Below are 18334 nucleotides of genomic sequence, written 5' to 3' on the forward strand. Positions count from 1 at the left end.
TGGTCCGCATACCGCTCCAGCAACGCAGGCAGCGCTGGGATGGTTTGGCGCCAAGCGGCGCGCAGCATGGCCGCCTTGCTTTGCTGCAGCTGCAGCAGTTGGGGCAGCAGTTCAGTGTCGATGGCGCCTTGGACGTCTTCTTGCAGGCCAGGCTGCGGCGTCAATCCAGGCGGATGCCGCGCTCTTTGATCAGCTTGCCCCAGCGCGCCAGCTCCTGCTGCAGGTGCGTGGCCAGTGCCTGGGGCGTGCTGCCAATGGGCTCGGCGCCCACGCTTTCGAGCTTTTTGAGGGTATCGGGCTGCTGCATCGCGCCGTTGAGCACCTGGTTGAGCCGGGCCACCACCTGGGGCGGTGTGCCGGCTGGCGCAAACACCGCAAACCAGGGTGATACCTCGTAGCCGGGCAGGCCGGCTTCGGCAATGGTAGGCACATCGGGGAGTGCGGAGGAGCGCTTGGCAGTGGTCACACCCAGCGCGCGCAGCTTGCCCGACTGGATATGGGGCCGCGCCGAGGTGATGCTGTCAAACATCAAGTCGACCTGGCCGCCCAGCATGTCGGTAATGGCCGGGCCGCTGCCTTTGTAGGGCACATGCATCAGCGCCACCCCGGCGGTAGAGGCAAACACCTCACCGGCCAGGTGGATGGAGGTGCCGTTGCCAGCGGAGGCATAGCTGAGCTTGCCGGGGTTGCGGCGCGCATGGGCCAGCACATCCTGCACCGATGTGTCGGGGCTGCGGGCGGCATTGACCACCAGCACATTGGGCACCACCGCCAGCAGGCTGATGGGCGCAAAGTCCTTGACTGGGTCATAGGCCAGCTTGGCGTACAGCGCCGGGTTGGTGGCCATGCCGATCGAGGTGATCATGATCGTGTAGCCATCGGCAGGCTGCTTGGCGACATAGTCGGCGCCGATATTGCCACCGGCGCCGGGCCGGTTCTCGACCACAAAGGGCTGGCCCAGCTCGCGCGCGGCGCGATCGCCCAACGTCCGGGCAATCACATCCATCGCGCCACCCGGCGGAAAGGGCACCACCCATTTGATGGGCTTGGCCGGCCAGGCGGCATCGGGTTGTGCCATTGCGGCGCCTGGCAGCGCCAGCGCTGCCAGCAGCAGGGCCAGGGTTCTGCGTTGCATCGTCATATGCGTTTGCCTGTCTGCTTATCGGATGGAGGAGGGGTGCTTGGCCAAAGGCGTCACTGTTATCTGCATGTAGGGGAACAGCGGCAGCTGGCTCAGCGTGTTGTGCAGCTCGTCGTTGCTGGCTACATCGAAGACGCTGTAGTTGGCGTATTCGCCCACCACGCGCCACAGGTGCGGCCATTGTCCGGATTCCTGCAACTGCTGCGAATAGGCTTTTTCCGCAGCCTTGATGCGCGCGGCCTCTTCGGCGGGCACGCTGGTGGGGATGTTGACGACCATATGAACGAGATAGAGCATGGGCTTTTTTCCTGAGGAGCGATCAAACGGCGGGGCGCACGGCAGCAACGACGACCTGGGGCGCCTCTTGCTTGCCACGGTAGTAAAGGATGAAGAAGCCGATCGCGAGCGCTGCCACCAGGCCCGGCACGGCAAATACCAGGAAGTTCATCTGCAGCGGCAGCGCTGCGGCCATCAGCCAGCCGCCCAGCAGCGGGCCCACAATGGCGCCGGTGCGCCCCACACCCGAGGCCCAGCCCAGCCCGGTGGAGCGGATGGCCTGCGGGTAGAACTGGGCGGTGTTGGCATACAGCAGGATCTGCGTGCCGATGGTGGTGGCGCCGGCTATCGCGATTAGCAGGTACAGCACCGGCATGGGGCTGTTGAAGCCCAGCAGCGCGATGGCCACGGTGCCCAGCGCAAAGAAGGCCAGCACCACCTTGGGCAGGCTGAAGCGGTCCCCCAGCCAGCCGCCGGCTATGGCGCCGACGACGCCGCCAAAGTTCAGCATCAGCAGGAACGACAGGCTTGACCCCAGGCTGTAGCCGGCCGTCGCCATCAGCTTGGGCAACCAGGAGCCCAGTGCATAGACCATCAGCAGGCAGCAGAAGAAGGACAGCCAGATCATGAAGGTGCCGATCGCGCGGCCCTTGAGGAACAAATCAAGCATGGGTACGCCTGCGCCCTTGGCATCGGTCTGCAGCAGCTGCACCTCGCTGCCCAGGGCTACATCGGGCGCTACCTGCGACAGCATCTGCCGCGCCTTGGCCTGCTGGCCCTGGCGCAGCAAAAAGCCCACGGACTCGGGCAGCTTCCACACAATCAGCGGCAGCAGCACCAGCGGCAGGGCGGCGGCCAAGAACATGGCCTGCCAGCCAAAGCGCGGCAGCATGTAGATGCCCAGGCCCGCGCAGAGCACGCCGCCCAGCGAGTAGCCGCTGAACATCAGCGCCACCAGGGTGCTACGCGCGCGCCTGGGGGCGTACTCGTTGATCAAGGCCACGGCATTGGGCATCAGGCCGCCGCAGCCCAGGCCGGCGATAAAGCGGAAGATGCCAAACTCGGTCGGCGAGGTGGCAAAGCCGCTCATGAAGGTGGCGATGCTGAACAGCACAAAGCTGATGGCCACTCCTTTTTTGCGGCCGATCCGGTCGGCCAGCGGACCAAAGATGAAGGCGCCGAACATCATGCCGAACAGCGCATAGCTGCCCAGGGCGCCGGCCTGCACCGGCGAGAGGCTCCACTCCTTCATCAGCACCGGCAGCACGGCGCCGTAGATGAACAGGTCATAGCCATCAAACACCAGCAGCATGCCGCATAGTAGGGTGACCATCCAGTGGAAGCGCGTAAAGCGGGCGTTGTCTATGACCTGGTTGACGTCCAAGGTTGTCATCTCTGTCTCCTTTTATAGGGGCTGGGGGGTTCAGCCCGGTTGGGCTTCATGGGCCGGTATCACTGCAATGGCCTTGATCTCCACGATGTAGCCGGGCGCGCCGCCCAGCATGTGCGCGCCCACCGCCGTCCAGGCGGGAAGCGGGTGGTTTTGCAAAAAGCGGTTGCGCACCTGCATGAACAAGGGCAGGTCGCGCATATCGGTGTGGAAGCTGGTCAGATCGACCACATCGGCCAGGCTGGCACCTGCGGCCTCCAGCACCCGCTGCAGGTTGGCAAAGGCCTGCGTGATCTGGGCTTCGCGGTCCTCGACCAGCTGCAGATCGGGCGTGCGGCCGATCTGGCCGGATACATAGACGGTCTGCCCGACCCGGATGGCCGGGGCATAGCCGATCTGCTCGTACACCGCCTCCATGCCGGGCGGAACAATGGCTTGGCGATCAGTCATGGTGTCTCCTGGACCCGCGCATTGCTGCAGCCTTGCAGTGCGGCGCGGGCGCGGTTTTTCTTTTTTAGCGTGGGTAGGGCGGTCGGCGGCGGGCTGCGCTCAGCCGTTATCGCCACCGGCTACAGGCAGCACCGCACCGGTGATGTAGGCCGCCTCGTCGGAGGCCAGAAACAGGATCGGGCCGACCTGGTCATCGAGGCTGCCGTAGCGCTTGAAGTAGTTGGACTCGGTCACCTGCTGCACGGCCTCGCGCATCCAGGTTTGCTCCTCAGGGCTGTCGCCTGCGGCATTGCGCGGCACCCGCCGGGGCGGCGCGTTGGTGCCGCCGGGGGCCGAGGCGACGACGCGGATGTTCTGCGGCGCATATTCCATCGCCAGCGACTGCGTCAAGGCATTGACGCCGCCCTTGGCCGCCGAGTACGGCACCCGGCGAATGCCGCGCGTGGCGTTGGACGACACATTGACGATGGTGCCGCCGCCGCGTGCCAGCAGATGCGGCAGCACAGCATGGCAGGCGTACAGCGTTGGCATCAGCGAGCGGCGGATTTCTGCGTCGATCTGCGCGGGCTCGAACTCGGCAAAAGGGCGCATGCGGATCGCGCCGCCTACGCCGTTGACGAGGATGTCGATGCCGCCAAACAGCTGGCTCGCCCGCGCCATGGCAGCCTGCGCGCCCTCGTAGGTTTCCAGGTCGGCCACCAGGCCAGCGGCATGGGGGCTGCCCGCCTCGGCCGCCACCTCGGCGATAAAGTCGGCCCGGTCGACCAACAGCACCTGGGCGCCTTCGGCCACGGCGCGCAGCGCCACGCCCCGGCCAATGCCCTGGGCCGCGCCGGTCACCACCATCACCTTGCCGGCAAAGCGTTGGTAGCTTGCGGGGTGCAGGGGCGCGTTCATGCCAGCGCCTCCGCCACGGCGGCCAGCGGTTGGGTGGGCGTGAACTTCTCGTAATGGAAGTGGGTGGGCACTATGCCTTCGGCCTTGAAGTGCTGCTGCACGGCATCGACCATGGGCGGCGGGCCGCAGAGGTAGACATCGACATTGCCGCCATGCAGCGCCTGGGCTGGCAGGTGGTGGGTGACATAGCCCTGGCGCGCGTGCGCGGTCTGCGGATCGGCCACGCAGGTGCTGAAGCTGAAGCCCGGGATCTGCAGCGCATAGGCCTGCAGGCGCTCGACCAGCACCAGGTCCGCATCGCGGGTAACGCCATAGACCATGTGGATGGGCTGGGTGGCCCCATCGCGGGCCAGCACTTCCAGCATCGACAGGAAGGGCGCGAGACCCGTGCCGCCCGCCAAGAACAGCAGCGGCCGCGTGACTGCACGCAGGTAGAAACTGCCCAGTGGCCCGGTCATCTGCAGCGGCTCGCCGGCGCGGGCGCCCTGGAGCCAGCTGCTCATCAGGCCGCCCGGCACCTGCTTGATCAGGAAGCTCATGCGGCCATTGCCGGGCGCGGAGCTGAACGAGTAGGACCGGTGCAGGCTGCTGCCCGGCACGCTGATATTGACGTACTGCCCGGGCAGAAACGCGGGTGCGGCGTCTGCCACATCCAGCACCAGTTCATAGGCGGCATCGCCAAGGGGCTGCACTGCGCTGACTGTGGCGCTGAACTGGCCGGTGCCGGTCTTGCAGGCGGTGGAGGGAACCGGCACCGCGATCACGCAATCGGACTGCGGGACCATCTGGCAGGTCAGCACCATGCCCTGGCCGGCCTCATCCTCGGTCAGTGCGTCGTCGATGTAGTCGTCGCCCAGGTCGTAGGTGCCGCTTTCGGCCTTGCACTTGCAGGTGCCGCAGACGCCGTCCGAGCAGTCCATTGGCAGGTTGATGCGGTTGCGGAAAGCGGCATCGAGCACCTTCTCGTTGGCGCCGCAGTCCACAAAGCGGGTGACCCCGTCCTCAAAGTTCAGGGCAATGCGATAGCTGTTCATGGTGGTCTCCTGGCGTGTCAGATGTGGTAGACATCAATGACCTGGCGGATGTAGTCGTTCTTGAGAACGATCTTCTTGCGGGCGATCAGAAAGCTGTCAGCCACTTTGCGCAGGGTCAGAAAGACCGTGCCAAAGAAATGATCGGTCTGCTTGTAGCGGTGGCTGAGCGTGTGAAAGTTGTAGCGCAGCTCCACCGTATCGGCCTGCTCGGCCAGCACTTCCACATTGCTGATCATGTGGTTGGTGCGCGGCTCGGGCATTGAGGCGCTGGAGCGCTCGGTCTTGATGCGGAAGACCCGGTCCTCCAGCCCATTGCGGTTGGGGTAGTAGATCAGCGAGATCTGGCTGTGCGGGTCGTCGGTGAGCTGGTCATCGTCGTCCCAGGCGGGCATCCAGTACTCGGCGTCGGGCGCGTAGAGCGCCAGCCAGGGCTCCCATTCGCGGTCGTCCAGGTAGCGGGCCTCGCGGTACAGAAAGGCGCAGATGGCGCGGTGGTCGGCCGTGTTGCTGTGGCTGTCCGTGCTCATCGCTGCACTCCTGCGCGCTCTTGCTGCACGGCCTTGCGCATGGTCTTGGCCCAATAGTCGTGCTGGCAGACAAACAGGCCTTCGTCCTCGCTGCGCTCACCGCTGAGCAAGGGGGTCATGCCCATCTTCTTCGCGTTCTCGTCGGGGCCCTCGATCCACAGCGGCGCGCCCCGGCTCATGTCGTTCCAGCGCACGGCGCTGCCGGCGTAACCTGCCTGGCAGGCGCGGAACTCTTCCAGGTCATCGGCCGTGCCCATGCCCGAGACATTGAAGAAATCCTCGTACTGGCGGATGCGGGTGGCGCGGTCTTGCGCGCTTTCGCCCTTGGGGCCAAAGCAGAAGATGCTGATCTCCGTCTGGTTCACGTTCAACGGGCGGGCCACGCGGATCTGGGTGCCGAACTGGTCCATCAGGAACACATTGGGGTAGAGGCAGAGGTTGCGGGTCTGGCGCACGATGACATCGGCGCGCTCCTGGCCCACGCGCTGGGCCAGCTCTTCACGCTGGTTCCAGATCGGGCGCACCTCGGGGTTCAAGGTGTTGGTCCACAGCAGGATGTGGCCGTTCTCGAAGCCATAGACGCCGGCGACCGACTTGCTCCAGTTGTTGGCATCGGTGGCCTTGGTGCCTTCGGCATTGCGGCGGCTCATCGTGGCGGCATAGTTCCAGTGCACGGAGCTGACGTGGTAGCCATCGCAGCCGTTTTCCATCTGCATCTTCCAGTTGCCGTCATAGATGTAGCTGGAGTTGCCGCGCAGCACTTCCAGGCCTTCGGGCGCCTGGTCGACGATCTGGTCGATGATGACCCGGGTCTCGCCCAGGTAGTCCTCCAGCGGCTGCACATCGGCGTTCAGGCTGCCAAACAGAAAGCCCCGGTAGTTCTGAAAGCGCGCCACCCGGGTCAGGTCGTGCGAGCCGTTCTTGTTGAAAGTGATGGGGTACTCGGTGGTCTTCTCGTCCTTGACCTTGAGCAGCTTGCCGGCGTTGCTGAAGGTCCAGCCGTGGAACGGGCAGGTGAAGCTGCCCTTGTTGCCGTGCTTTTTGCGGCACAGCATTGCGCCCTTGTGTGCGCAGGCGTTGATCACCGCATGCAGCTCGCCTTGCTTGTCGCGGGTGATGATGATGGGCTGGCGGCCGATCGACGTGGTGTAGTAGTCGTTGTTGTCGGGGATCTGGCTCTCGTGCGCCAGGTAGACCCAGTTCGACTCGAACAGGTACTTCATCTCCAGCTCGAACAGCTCGGGGTTGGTGAAGATGTCGCGGCGGCAGCGGAAGATGCCGGCGTCCTTGTCGTCTTGCAGTGCCGTCTCGAGCAGCTGTTCGACGGCGCCGAAGCGGTCGGCAGAGGCAATCGTGGTCATGGTGAGGTCTCCTGGGGGTACAGCTCCGCCTCGCTACGCAGAGTGCGGGGCGACAGGCAAGGGGCGGGAGGATGGGTCTCGGCGCTAGGGCACTGCCTGCTCGGCAGCACCCCGGCCCTGTGGCGTCAGGCGGTCAGGCTGCCAGGCGCGGGCGGTCCACGATCTGGTTATCGACACCGTCCACCAGCGCGCTGAGCCGGATGTCGAAAACGATTTCTGCAAACGGGCCGCTCAGACCGTGGGCGCGGATGCTGGCTTCGTCGCTGCGCTCGGTCAGCGGGGGCACCAGACCTTCGCGGGTGGCGTAGGCAAAGTCGTCGAACACCAGCGGATCGCCATCGATGTTGATCTGCGTGGTGAGCTTGCGGTGGCCATCGGCCGTGACGAAGAGGTGGATGTGCGCCGGGCGGTTGCCGTGGCGGCCCAGCTGGTTGAGCAGGGCCTGCGTGGGGCCATCGGGCGGGCAGCCGTAGCCCATGGGCACGATGCTCTGGAATTTGTAGCGGCCTTGCGCATCGGCAATGATGGTGCGGCGCATGTTGAACGGCTTTTGCTCGCCGGTGGGATCGAAGTGCGAGTAAAAGCCCTTGGTGTTGGCATGCCAGACCTCGACCTGCGCCCCGGGCAGCGGCTGGCCATCGGCGCCGTAGACGGTACCGTGCATGATGAGCGTATGGCCAGCGGTGTCGCTGCCGTCATCGAGGCGGCCATGGCCGTGCACCACGGGGGCGCCTGCCACGTAGAGCGGGCCTTCAATCGTGCGCGGTGTGCCATTGGCCACGCCCAGCGCGGCGTCTTCGGCGTCCATGCGCATGTCAAAGTAGCGGTCCAGCCCCAGGCCGGGCGACAGCAGACCGGCCTCGCCGCGCGCACCGAGCTGGTTCAGGTAGGCCACGCCGGCCCAGTATTCGTCGGGTGTGATATCCAGGTCCTCGATGGCCTTGAACAGGTCGGACAGGATGCGGTGGATGATCTGCTTGGTGCGCGGGTTGCCACCGTCCTGGTTGAGGCCGCTGGCCAGACGCAGAAAATCCTGCACGTCGGGGGTGTGGAAGATAGGGGCGCTCATCGTAGTCTCCTTGTCATGAATTCTTGGGGTCAATCCGTCTGTCCGTCTGTCCGTCTCGGCGGCGTCAGGCGGCGGCTGGCGCGGCGATCGGCACGGTGATGCTGCCGCGGTCCCTGCGGAAATGCCGCACGCGGTCTTCATCCAGTGTGATGCCCAGGCCCGGGGCCGTGGGTACCGTCAGGTGGAAATCCTTGTACTCCAGCGGCGTGGCCAGAATCTCTTCAGTCAACAGCAGCGAGCCGAACAGCTCGGTGCCCCATTGCAGTTCGCGGAAGGTGGAAAACGCATGGGCCGACGCGATGGTGCCCACGCCGCCTTCGAGCATGGTGCCGCCGTACAGTTCGATGCCGGCTGCATCGGCAATGGCCGCCACCTGTTGCGCCGCCTGCAGCCCGCCCGATTGCTCTGTCTTGATCGCAAACACATCGGCGCCGGCCACGCGTGCCAGTGCCAAGGCGGAGGCCGGGCCGGTCAGCGATTCATCGGCCATGATGGCGATCGGGTAGCGGCCTTTGAGGCGGGCCAGTACATCGGCGCTGGCCACCGGCTGCTCGGCCAGTTCGCAGCCGGCATCCACCAGACCGGCCAGGCCGTGGTGCGCCTCCAGCTCGCTCCAGGCCATGTTCACATCAACCCGCACCGAGGCCAGATCGCCCAGCGCCTTCTTGATGGCCGCTACGTGGGCCACATCATCGCGCACCGCTTTGCGGCCGATCTTGAGCTTGAAGATCTGGTGGCGGCGCGTCTCCAGCATGCGCTGCGCTTCTTCGATGTCGCGGCCGGTGTCGCCCGAGGCCAGCGTCCAGGCGACCGGCAGGCGGTCACGCAGGCGGCCGCCCAGCAGCTCGGACACCGGCAGGCCGGTGCGCTGGCCCAGCGCATCGAACAGTGCCGTCTCCACCGCGCACTTGGCAAAGCGGTTGTCGCGGATGGCCTGGTTCAGCCGCGCCATCAGCGCAGGCACGCGGTTGGCGTTGGCGCCCACCATCTGCGGCACAAAATAGGTATCGATGGCCAGCTTCATGCCCTCGGGCGATTCCGCGCCATAGGCCAGGCCGCCAATGGTCGTACCCTCGCCAATGCCCACCGTGCCATCGGAGCAGCGCACGCGCACCAGCATCAGGGTCTGGCCGTTCATCGTGGCCATCGACAGCTTGTGGGGGCGGATCGTGGGCAGATCGACCAGCAAGGTCTCCACCTGTTCGACGACAACGGAGCCTGCTGCCGTATATGCCGCAGGTCGGGCGCTGTCTTGGTGCGGGTGTGTGTTTTGCATAGGTGCTATTGAACGACGCAGGCCCGCACTTGATCCAACACCAAATTTGTCTTGTTTCATACCTTGCAGGTATGGTGTGTGGTTTGATTATTAAAAAACAATGACTTAAAATCGCTGCATTCCCATGTCTATGGTTTTCCCTGATGGATCTGCGCCATATCCGGTATTTCGTGGCCGTGGCCACTACCCGCAACTTCACCCGCGCGGCTGAGCAAATGCATATTGCGCAGCCGCCGTTCAGCCGCCAGATCCAGCAGCTGGAGGACGAGCTGGGCGTGCAACTGATCCAGCGCAACAGCCGCCCGGTGCGCCTGACCGAAGCAGGGCGCCTGTTTTATGAGCAATCGCTGCAGGTGCTGCAGCGGGTGGACCAGATGAAAAGCGCGGCCCGCCAGGTGGGGCTGAACCAGCGCCAATCGATCTCGATCGCCTATGTGGCCTCCACCTTGTACGGCGGACTGCCGATGCTGGTGCGCATGTTCCGCAAGCGCTACCCGGACACCGACGTGCACCTGGTGGACATGGGCTCGATCCAGCAGATCCAGGAGCTGCGCTCGGGCCGCATCGACCTGGGATTTGGCCGCATCCGCACCAATGACACCTCGGTCGCGCGCACCGTGCTGCGCGAAGAAAAGCTGGTGCTGGCCATTGCGCCGGGCACCCCGCTGGCCGCCGACACCGGCCGCATCCGCCTGCCCGCGCTGGCAGGCCAGCGCCTCATCGTCTACCCCAAGGACCCGCGCCCCAGCTTTGCCGACCATGTGCTGGGCCTGTTGCATGACCAGGGCATACAGCCCGCCGAGGTGCATGAGGTGCGCGAGCTGCAGGCCGGTCTGGGCCTGGTCGCCGCCGAGATGGGCGTCTGCATCGTGCCCGCAGCGGCACGCCTGCGCTCGGACCTGGTCTACCGCCTGATTGACGACGAGCGCGCCACCTCACCGATCATCCTGAGCCACCGTGTCAATGACGACTCCTGGTACATCGCGGCGATCAAGGAGCTGACGGCCGAGATGTATGCGCAGAACCCGCCCTGGCTGGATTTTGAGACGAATGCGTTTCCGGCGGGGGATAGCTATGGGCTTGCTGGGAAGCGGTGAGAGGCTTGCTGAGCTCTTGGAGTCTCAATTGCGGGTGGGGGTGAGTGAGCGCTTTGTCTGTTCTCAGATTATTGCGATGATCGTAGAGACGGGCGTTGACGAATTTAATGGCGATTAACGACCCTGAGCAGAGTTGGTTTCACGCAAATGCTGTCGGTCAGACCCTTCCCCAGATCACACAATAAAGCACCAGGGTATGAATCCCTAGGCCTCTAGAAGTCAGTGCTCATCAATGACCGTCAGGTTTACCCTGGCCTCGCTGAAGGAAACCTCCAACTCTAGGCTTACAGACCCGCATACACAACCCTAGATACGTCGTTGTTTCACCTTGTCGTAGTTTGCGCTGTCTGCGGCTTCATGTCTCGTCTCAAACGTAAACCTGCGGTTTGCTGGGGTAATGCTAGCCGTTCTTGTTGCTCGTTGTCACACTAGAAGCTGCAAATTTCATTTTATGCACGTGGGAGTTTTGCACAAACTCGCCCGAGATACTTAAGATAGGGCCGGACACATCAACAGGACACACTTCATGTACCAAAGAAATTTACACAATATTGTCCTCTTTGCCTTGCCAGCCATCCTCTCGGCTTGCGGAGGTGGTGGCAATGACGATATCGCTGAGTCTGCGGATTCGGCCGCTTGCTTCAACGCCGGTTTTTACCGCCCAGGGACCGAAATTGCTTTCATGCAAACCCAAACCACACGAGCTGCTGAATCTGTCAGTCCGTCGACTTATGTAAACTCTCTTTTTCACCGGGTTGTAGGCGAAGAGGAAAAAGACGGTGTCAACATAATTCTTGTGGACTCCAATGAAGATACGTTTGGCCATTCTCGTTATGCCATCGAAAACGGTGTGCTGCTCTATTACGGTTTCGGCAATTTAGATACCCAAATTTTTTCCAGAAAACAAAGCTTGACACCAGCACGTACATCCGTGATTGCTATGCAGCCTGGCCAAGTCACTACGCAGAATTTTGTGCAGACGAATGAAGGATATTTGAAGGGTATTTATACACAGAGCATTTCTAACGTTGCTTACAACAGAACCTTTGTAGGCGTAGAAACCGTCACCACCTCGCTGGGTCAATTTTCTGCTTGCCGTTTTGATATCAAGACCCAAGCCAAGGAAGCGGATAGCGGCAGGCTCACCCTTGATGCACAGACCACTTCTTGGGTGGCTGCTACAGGTCCTTACCGAGGACTCTCCCTCAAAGAGGACTCAACTGTCACTACGTACGGCTATGTTGATACTAGCGCAACTGAAGCTACTAAATACACCAGCACTATTGCAAAAGAAACCATTCAAGTGAACCAATTCGATATCAAATAGCGGATCGGATGTGGCTTGTTTGCACTACAGGGACTTTCTGTTAATGCAAAAAACCTAATTCGGTGGATTTGAGGGGGCCTGGTGTTTACTCACAGTTTTAATGTTGAATGTCAGCTTTACGGGGATGGGCTGACTGACCGGTGATGGCCTATAGCGTACGACTGATGAGTAGAGTCATTCGATCGAAAATTTCAGAATAGTCCCTTTCAGCCGCATCCTAAGCCCATGGGTCAGCGATCTATTGACTAGGCAGAGCAGAAAACCGAAGGCGTCGTAACTGCTCATCAGCTTTCACCACATCCATCAATGCATCGCCCGCTCAGCCAGCAGCAACAACGCGATACCGACCATCAGCGCGCCAGACACACGAGATACGACCAGTGCCGCGCCTGGGCGTGTACCCAGCACGCGCTGTGCGGCCAAGCCCACGGCCAGATACACGCCGCAGCAGCTCAGCGCGTGCACGGCACCGAGCACCATGATCTGCAGTGCGACGGGCCATGCACTTTCGGCGTGCACAAACTGCGGCAGCAACGCCAGGAGCAAGAGAATCAGCTTGGGATTGAAGCCGCTGATGCCTGCGCCTTTGCATGCCCATTTCCATCCGCCTCCCACCAGCCCGGATTGGGCACTGACGCTGGCCCCAGGGCTGCGCAGCATGGCCACGCCCATCCAGAGTAGATAGGCCGAGCCGGCCACCGTGAGCACCGTCAATACCACAGGGTGGCGGGCGACCAGCGCGCCAACGCCTGCGGCCACGGCCGCAGTGGCCAGCAAGGCGCCACAGGCCAGACCGACGACCGCTGCGCAAGCCAGGCGGCGCCCCCGCAAACCTGCAGAAATGACATAGGCCCAATCGGCACCCGGGGTGATAACCAACGCAAACGACACCGCCCAGAAGGCGGCTACAGCGGTCAAAGGCACAGTACTTCTCTCGTCAAGCAAAGGACAGAAGGATAGGCAAGATGTAGCAGAATGTGCTCTCAATAAATTCCGATAAATGACAGAAAAGTGGAAGCTATTACAGAATGAATGCACTGGACCGGAAAATTCTTGCAGCGCTGGAGCTGGATGGGCGCTTGAGCCTCACCGACCTGGCTGCTCAGGTGGGGCTGAGTTTGTCCTCCTGCCACCGGCGGGTGCGCACCTTGGAGGAGGCGGGGGCCATTCGCGGCTACCGTGCCGATCTGGCACCTGCGGCACTGGGCTTGGAATTTGCGGCCATCGTGTTTGTCACGCTCAACAGCAGCAAGGTCGTGCGCGACTTTGAAAAAGCGGTCGCCGAGCTGGACAACGTGATCCAGGCCCAGCGGCTCTTTGGTGACCCAGACTATCTGCTGCAGATCGTCGTCAGGGACTTGCCTGCTTTTCAGAAGCTCTACGACGAGAAGCTGACGGCCTTGCCGGGGATGCAGCGCATGACATCGACCTTGGTCATGAAGGATGTGGTGATCAACCGCCCGCTGACCTCGGCGTTGGGTTGATCGGCGCCGCCAGGCACGGCACCCAAAGCCTGGTCCACCCTCCAGATTGCAAATTCAATGCTGGCCGCGTGCTAGGCTGCACCGCAAATGGGGCGATGCGCGCCGTGCGGCCCATCTGGCGCAGGGTGTTTTTTGAGCCTGCCATTGCGCCATGGACCAGTGGCAGCGCCGGATCGGCGTGCTTGTCTGACCACTGCTGGCAAGCGGCGCGGCTGAAGGCGCGCAGACACCTTCAACAGCATGCCCTAGGCGTTTCGCTGCCGCCAAGCTGCGAACCCGATGCCAATGGTCATCAACATCCATACCAGCTTCGCCCACTGCCCCAGCATCGGAACCGGTACCGGTACTGCGGCCGGTTGAACGGCGGTCGGCGCTACCGGGTCGACAATGGTGCCGTTCTCCTGCCAGTCGTCGTCGCCTTTCTGCCCGTCGATCACGGTGAATGTCGTGGTGTTGCCGCTCACGCGCAGGTTGCTCGGTGTGAAATAGCTGGGCGGTGCTCCAGCGCTTTCCTGCCCCCACTTGGTCAGTCCGCCGACGGGTTGCGGCCAGTCGATGCTGACCGTGACGGGGGTGGTGTCACAGCCCATCAGTTGAAATTTGAACATGCCCATGGGCAACAGCTGGCCGGCAGGCGGAGCAACGGGCGCCGCAATGAAGGCGGTGTTGGCGGCATCGACCCGGCAGGTATCACCGCCACCGGTGAAATGCGCCGTGGCCTCGCCACCGGCGGCATCCGGCGAAATGGTAATGCCGCTAAAGGTGGTGATTGGAACGAACTTCGCGGTGACCTTCTGCGGGGCTTGAACATTCAACAGGTTGCAATCAGAACCGCTGCAATCCTGCGCAAAACCCGCCAACGTAAAGCCAATGGCTGGGCTGGCCGTGCAATGGGCGTCAGCGCCATGGGGCACCGGGTTGGGGCTACAAGTGACGGTGCCACCCGCCGCTGGTTGGGCCACCACGGAAATGGAATAGGCCTTGGCCTCAAAGCGGGCTGTGACCGTTTGCTGCCCTTGCGGTTCGAACACACAGACCGGCGATGTACCCGCCGTGGAACAAGCCCCATCCCACCCAACGAAGACATGGGCATCATCAGAATGGGCCGTGAGCGTCACGTTGACGGGATCGCTTTCGCTCTGAAATTCAGCGCTGCAGGGGTGGTCGGCTGTGCACTCGGCCAATGAACCCGAGCCCGGCAGATGGGGGCTAACCGGCACACCGGTCACCACACCAGCGCCCGACACGTTGACGACCAGCGTGCGCAGACCGACACGCCGCTCCACCGCACCCACATCACAGCGCGTGCCCTGTGGCCGCGATACGCCGCGCTGGTCCATGGCCATGCCTGGTTCGCAGCCGACACCGTCGAGCAAGGGGCTATCCGGTTCGGGTACCAGCACATCGGCCATGCCGCCGTGCAACACGGACGGCTGCGAAGCGAGCCGCGCAGCCGCGACCGACGTGCTGCCTCCCGCAAAACCTCGCTGGCTGCTCATCAGATTGCCCGTGCCTTGGCTTGTACTGCTTCCGTCTCGAATGGCGTCCACCACCACCTGCGCCGTGCCGCTTACCGCGCCCACTGCAGCAGAACGATGGATCTCCAACGCCGCTACGCCGCCTGTTGCACAGGGGTTGGTGCCAGCGGTGCATTGGGCATCGCCCAGGCTGTAGACGGCGGCGCCGTCAGCATGGCCCGGTGCAGGGCGCTGCGGATCCGAGCTGCGTCCAAATGGAAGGTTGGCTCCGTTGTCAGCAGGAGCGGCGCCAGCGACAACCGCGTTGTCCGACAGCGTGACATGGTCCAGCCGCAGTGTGCCTGCGTAGTTGAACAGCGCACCACCATAGCCGGCACCCCCAGCGCCGTAGCTAAAGCTTTGTCCCCCGGCTGCCTGGTTGGCATGCAGGCTCACGTTGAGCAGCGTCACCGTGCCAGCATCGTTGAAAACCGCACCGCCCATGCCGGCGCCGGCTCCTCCCTCCTTGCCTCCAACCCCTCCACCAAAACCACCGGCCTCTCCCCGGGGGTAGGTCGGTTTTGGTTCTGTATCACCCACCTTGACGATTCCATAGCCGCCGCCACCGGCACCGAAACCGCCGCCGCCGGCTGCTCCACCAAAGCCGCGGGGGACCGATGTCGCACCCCCGCCTCCAAATCCGCCCCAGTTGCTTCCGGTGCCGTAACCACCGCCGCCACCAAATCCCCCTGAGGCGCCGGCGCCGTTGGACATGCAAACGGGCTTTCCGTCTGGCCCCACATAACAGGACACCTCTGCCGAGGCACCGCTGTTGGGGCCGCCGCTGAAGTGCTCGCCCGTCGCTGCATCTGCGTTGGCAGATGCGCCAACGCCTCCGCCTGCGGAGCCAACGGCATAGCTGAAGCTCCCGCTGTACCCGCCTGTGGCCTGGTTTGCGATGAAACTGCTGCGCTCTGCCACCAGCACGCCACGGTTGAAGATGGCGCCACCCGCCCCCAGTGCACCGCCACCCGCAAAGCCCCCGCCCCCCCAGGCCACACCGCCTGTCAGGGTGACGCCCCGCAAGGTCAGGCCGCTGCCCACGGAGGCATCAATGTCAAAGAGGCGAAAGCATGAACCCGCCGAGCAACCGGCATTGGCTGCGGTTGCCGACAGCACTACGCCTTGGGTAAGTCCCGCCGTGGCGTCGATGGTGATCGATTTTCCACTGATGAAGAATGCACTCGGTCCAAACTGCGTGACATGCCGCTGCGTGAACGATCCTGGCACCAGCGGCCACTGGGGAGGCGGCAGGCAAGTGGCTCCAGCCTCCTGATTGAGCTTCAGGCAATTGGTATGGCGCGTGAGCGAGATGGTCTGTCCGTCGAGCTCGGCTGCAAAAACGATCTTCTCGCCGTGGCGAGCGCTGTTGATGGCATCGCGCAACGTGCTGCAGCGGCGATCGCCACTGTTGGCACTGCACTGCGCGCGTCCCAGATCATCACCGGGGCCGATGTCGCCCACGCTGGTGACGGTAATCGTTCCAGGCTGCGCCTCTGCCACCGGCTCGAAGTTGGCCAACACGGTGCCCGAGCCCATGACGGTATCGAGCTTGCAGGCCGTGGCGGTATCGGTGCCCGCACAGATGCCGCCCCAACGGTAAAGCCGGTAGCCCGGTGCTGCCGTGGCGGCGCAAGTGGTGGACGTGCCTTGGCGCAGTGGGTTAGGCGAACAGGCCACGACCCCGCCGTTGCCCGGCTCGGCAACGGCATGGAGAGTGATCATCAAGGCCTTGAAACTGATGTTCAAGTCGCAGTCGGCGTTGGGCATGCCCATCACATAGATCCGGTTGCCGTCGATCCGGCGCAGCGGGCAGGTGGTCGTGGCGGTGTCGAGTTGATAGCCGAGCTCCGGCTCAATATCGAACCGGGCACCACTGCCTTCACCGCCAAAGGCTACAGGCAAGCGCGACGGCACCGCTGCGCCCCCAGGACCCGTGACAACAGCATTGATATGCGCCACCCGGGAGGGGTCAGGCGAACGTACCAGCAGCACCATGCCTGAAAAGCGGGCTGGCGCCATAAAACCTGCATCGTCGCTGCGAAAATCCACCAGCCAGGTGTTGTCGCCGTCAGAGAGCAAACTCGACCACACGCGACGCTGCGAGTTGAGCCAGGGCACGGTGGGAAACGCCGCTCCCGATGTATCCGGCTCGCCAGTGGCCAGTGCATAGAGCTCATCACGGCCCGGCAAACGCCAGTCGTTGAAGCCATCACGCCCGGCTCCTGCGTTTTGCGCGTTGGCGGCGCGCACGGCATCAAAGGCCTCGCCAAGACTCCAGTCGCGCACGGTGCCGGTACAGGTATTGGCCTGCGCGTCCCAGGTCAGACCTTCGATGCAGCGTTGCCACATCAGGCCCGTGGTTCCATCGGTCACCAATGCGGGATTTTGCGGGTCAAAAACAAACGGTCCGGCCGCCTGTGCCACGGCACATGCCAGCCCCGCGCACAAAACAGCCAGCCGCGCAGCGAGCGCGGTGATGAAACGAAGCAGAACAGAGTTTTTCATCGGGGGACCTCCGGCATCGGCTGCGGTTGCCACGAGGTCAGCGCGGTGTGCATGGCGCAAGATGAAGCAAGGGCGTAAGAGGGTATTCAGGCCGGTAGCAATGCCACAGCTGCGCAGCTTTAGCAAAAGCTGCGGCTTATGGAGGACCTTGGTATCTGGCGCTTCGCCATTGCTGGCGCGCAAGCCATTTGACATGCTGTTCAACATCAATTCCCCCCGCTTATAAAAATGGAATGGGGCCCGGCGTAATCGGAGCTTTTTCTTCGTCACGCCTTCTCTGCTGCTGCACCCCTCAACATGGCTGCCAGGCGCGACAGCGCCATTGCCAGCTGGCCCCTACTTGCACCGGCAGGGGCGGCTTCACTGCCGCAGCGCTGGAGGCCAGACGCAGGTTCTGAGTGGTTGCGCGGTGATGCTACGGAAATAAACGATTCTGCGAATCACGTAAATTAGTGAGAGAGGACGCGCCCGTCGGTGGCAACGCGGCGTCGAAAAGGGCAGGGTTCTGGCGTGGCCGTCCACCGGTCTTTCCCAGGCTTTTCATTTGCAAGCAGTCAAAAAGCCTGCCAAATCCATAGGAACCAGCACACCCGAGCCCCATCGCCATTTCAAATTTCAGATTCAAAAGAATACGAGTCATGTGCAATACATGATGGCCACCTGCGCGCGGCTCCTTGGGGCAAAGGTGCGGGGTTACGGTCAAGGCATTGGATGCCGAGAGCTATGAGATGCCGAGCCACCGCGGCACAGTGCGTTTCAGCAGCACAGATGCAGCGGCGCAGTTGCCGCCAGATGCCGCCCTTTCTGACGGCACAGGTAGCTTTAGGGTCACCTTTGCCTTACGGGAGCCTAATGCTGAGATTTTTGGACAGGCAGAGGTGGAGGTGGTGCAGGAGGGCAGGGAGACCGGCCCCTCGCGCGCGGCTGGCCTGGCAGCGACTGCCTAGCCAGCAGTGGCTATTTGCACGGGATTGCGATGG

The 18334-nt window shown here is 63.1% G+C and carries 15 protein-coding genes; 3 read left to right on the forward strand and 12 right to left on the reverse strand.

What is annotated here, in order from left to right; genetic code table 11:
- Positions 1 to 160 precede the first annotated feature (160 nt).
- The 10 genes from AB7A72_RS11495 to AB7A72_RS11540 form a co-directional block, all read right to left on the reverse strand.
- The gene (locus tag AB7A72_RS11495; protein WP_369460045.1) at positions 161 to 1141 is read right to left on the reverse strand and encodes a tripartite tricarboxylate transporter substrate binding protein; all 981 of its coding nucleotides are present in this window, start codon (positions 1139 to 1141) and stop codon (positions 161 to 163) included.
- 18 nt (positions 1142 to 1159) lie between these two features.
- Entirely contained in the window at positions 1160 to 1438 is a 279-nt protein-coding gene (catC, locus tag AB7A72_RS11500) for a muconolactone Delta-isomerase (protein WP_313331778.1), read from the reverse strand.
- Between the two features lie 22 nt (positions 1439 to 1460).
- Entirely contained in the window at positions 1461 to 2810 is a 1350-nt protein-coding gene (locus tag AB7A72_RS11505; protein ID WP_369460046.1) for an MFS transporter, read from the reverse strand.
- Positions 2811 to 2840: 30 nt separating this feature from the next.
- Positions 2841 to 3257, reverse strand: coding sequence for a RidA family protein (locus AB7A72_RS11510; protein ID WP_369460047.1), 417 nt, complete (start codon positions 3255 to 3257; stop codon positions 2841 to 2843).
- Positions 3258 to 3356: 99 nt separating this feature from the next.
- Complete coding sequence (gene benD, locus AB7A72_RS11515) at positions 3357 to 4154, reverse strand: benzoate diol dehydrogenase BenD (protein ID WP_369460048.1); 798 nt, start codon at positions 4152 to 4154, stop codon at positions 3357 to 3359.
- Positions 4151 to 5188 (reverse strand): benzoate 1,2-dioxygenase electron transfer component BenC, encoded by a 1038-nt coding sequence (gene benC / locus AB7A72_RS11520; protein WP_369460049.1) that lies wholly within the window; start codon positions 5186 to 5188, stop codon positions 4151 to 4153. Before benC ends, benD begins: the two co-directional genes overlap by 4 nt.
- Positions 5189 to 5205: 17 nt before the next feature.
- Positions 5206 to 5715, reverse strand: a complete 510-nt coding sequence (gene benB / locus AB7A72_RS11525) for a benzoate 1,2-dioxygenase small subunit (RefSeq protein WP_369460050.1) — start codon at positions 5713 to 5715, stop codon at positions 5206 to 5208.
- A complete protein-coding gene (locus tag AB7A72_RS11530) occupies positions 5712 to 7076 on the reverse strand; it encodes a Rieske 2Fe-2S domain-containing protein (protein ID WP_369460051.1) in 1365 nt (454 codons plus the stop codon). Before AB7A72_RS11530 ends, benB begins: the two co-directional genes overlap by 4 nt.
- A gap of 133 nt (positions 7077 to 7209) precedes the next feature.
- Positions 7210 to 8145 (reverse strand): catechol 1,2-dioxygenase, encoded by a 936-nt coding sequence (gene catA, locus AB7A72_RS11535; protein WP_313333061.1) that lies wholly within the window; start codon positions 8143 to 8145, stop codon positions 7210 to 7212.
- A gap of 64 nt (positions 8146 to 8209) precedes the next feature.
- Positions 8210 to 9421: a muconate/chloromuconate family cycloisomerase gene (locus AB7A72_RS11540; protein WP_369460052.1), complete on the reverse strand. Its 1212-nt coding sequence runs from the start codon at positions 9419 to 9421 to the stop codon at positions 8210 to 8212.
- Between the two features lie 143 nt (positions 9422 to 9564).
- Between AB7A72_RS11540 and AB7A72_RS11545 the strand changes: the two genes are divergently transcribed.
- Positions 9565 to 10518, forward strand: a complete 954-nt coding sequence (locus tag AB7A72_RS11545; RefSeq protein WP_312461214.1) for a LysR family transcriptional regulator — start codon at positions 9565 to 9567, stop codon at positions 10516 to 10518.
- 526 nt (positions 10519 to 11044) lie between these two features.
- On the forward strand, positions 11045 to 11845 hold the full coding sequence (locus AB7A72_RS11550; protein ID WP_369460053.1) for a hypothetical protein: 801 nt from the start codon (positions 11045 to 11047) through the stop codon (positions 11843 to 11845).
- A gap of 303 nt (positions 11846 to 12148) precedes the next feature.
- On the opposite strand, the gene AB7A72_RS11555 is transcribed toward AB7A72_RS11550, so the two are convergent.
- Complete coding sequence (locus tag AB7A72_RS11555; RefSeq protein ID WP_369460054.1) at positions 12149 to 12769, reverse strand: LysE family translocator; 621 nt, start codon at positions 12767 to 12769, stop codon at positions 12149 to 12151.
- 104 nt (positions 12770 to 12873) lie between these two features.
- Here AB7A72_RS11555 and AB7A72_RS11560 point away from each other — a divergent pair, with 104 nt between their 5' ends.
- Complete coding sequence (locus tag AB7A72_RS11560) at positions 12874 to 13329, forward strand: Lrp/AsnC family transcriptional regulator (protein WP_312461222.1); 456 nt, start codon at positions 12874 to 12876, stop codon at positions 13327 to 13329.
- A 245-nt stretch (positions 13330 to 13574) separates the two neighbouring features.
- On the opposite strand, the gene AB7A72_RS11565 is transcribed toward AB7A72_RS11560, so the two are convergent.
- Positions 13575 to 17624, reverse strand: coding sequence for an InlB B-repeat-containing protein (locus tag AB7A72_RS11565; RefSeq protein ID WP_369460055.1), 4050 nt, complete (start codon positions 17622 to 17624; stop codon positions 13575 to 13577).
- Between the last annotated feature and the right edge of the window lie 710 nt (positions 17625 to 18334).

Source organism: Comamonas sediminis, from assembly GCF_041107495.1.
GTDB classification, from domain to species: Bacteria; Pseudomonadota; Gammaproteobacteria; order Burkholderiales; family Burkholderiaceae_C; genus Comamonas; species Comamonas sediminis.

Excerpts from the sequence above, each read along its gene's own strand:
- catA (WP_313333061.1), bottom strand. The coding sequence starts at position 8,145 with ATGAGCGCCCCTATCTTCCACACCCCCGACGTGCAGGATTTTCTGCGT.
- AB7A72_RS11560 (WP_312461222.1), top strand. The coding sequence starts at position 12,874 with ATGAATGCACTGGACCGGAAAATTCTTGCAGCGCTGGAGCTGGATGGG.
- AB7A72_RS11545 (WP_312461214.1), top strand. The coding sequence starts at position 9,565 with ATGGATCTGCGCCATATCCGGTATTTCGTGGCCGTGGCCACTACCCGC.
- AB7A72_RS11505 (WP_369460046.1), bottom strand. The coding sequence starts at position 2,810 with ATGACAACCTTGGACGTCAACCAGGTCATAGACAACGCCCGCTTTACG.
- benC (WP_369460049.1), bottom strand. The coding sequence starts at position 5,188 with ATGAACAGCTATCGCATTGCCCTGAACTTTGAGGACGGGGTCACCCGC.
- AB7A72_RS11550 (WP_369460053.1), top strand. The coding sequence starts at position 11,045 with ATGTACCAAAGAAATTTACACAATATTGTCCTCTTTGCCTTGCCAGCC.
- AB7A72_RS11530 (WP_369460051.1), bottom strand. The coding sequence starts at position 7,076 with ATGACCACGATTGCCTCTGCCGACCGCTTCGGCGCCGTCGAACAGCTG.
- benD (WP_369460048.1), bottom strand. The coding sequence starts at position 4,154 with ATGAACGCGCCCCTGCACCCCGCAAGCTACCAACGCTTTGCCGGCAAG.
- AB7A72_RS11510 (WP_369460047.1), bottom strand. The coding sequence starts at position 3,257 with ATGACTGATCGCCAAGCCATTGTTCCGCCCGGCATGGAGGCGGTGTAC.
- AB7A72_RS11540 (WP_369460052.1), bottom strand. The coding sequence starts at position 9,421 with ATGCAAAACACACACCCGCACCAAGACAGCGCCCGACCTGCGGCATAT.
- AB7A72_RS11495 (WP_369460045.1), bottom strand. The coding sequence starts at position 1,141 with ATGACGATGCAACGCAGAACCCTGGCCCTGCTGCTGGCAGCGCTGGCG.
- benB (WP_369460050.1), bottom strand. The coding sequence starts at position 5,715 with ATGAGCACGGACAGCCACAGCAACACGGCCGACCACCGCGCCATCTGC.
- catC (WP_313331778.1), bottom strand. The coding sequence starts at position 1,438 with ATGCTCTATCTCGTTCATATGGTCGTCAACATCCCCACCAGCGTGCCC.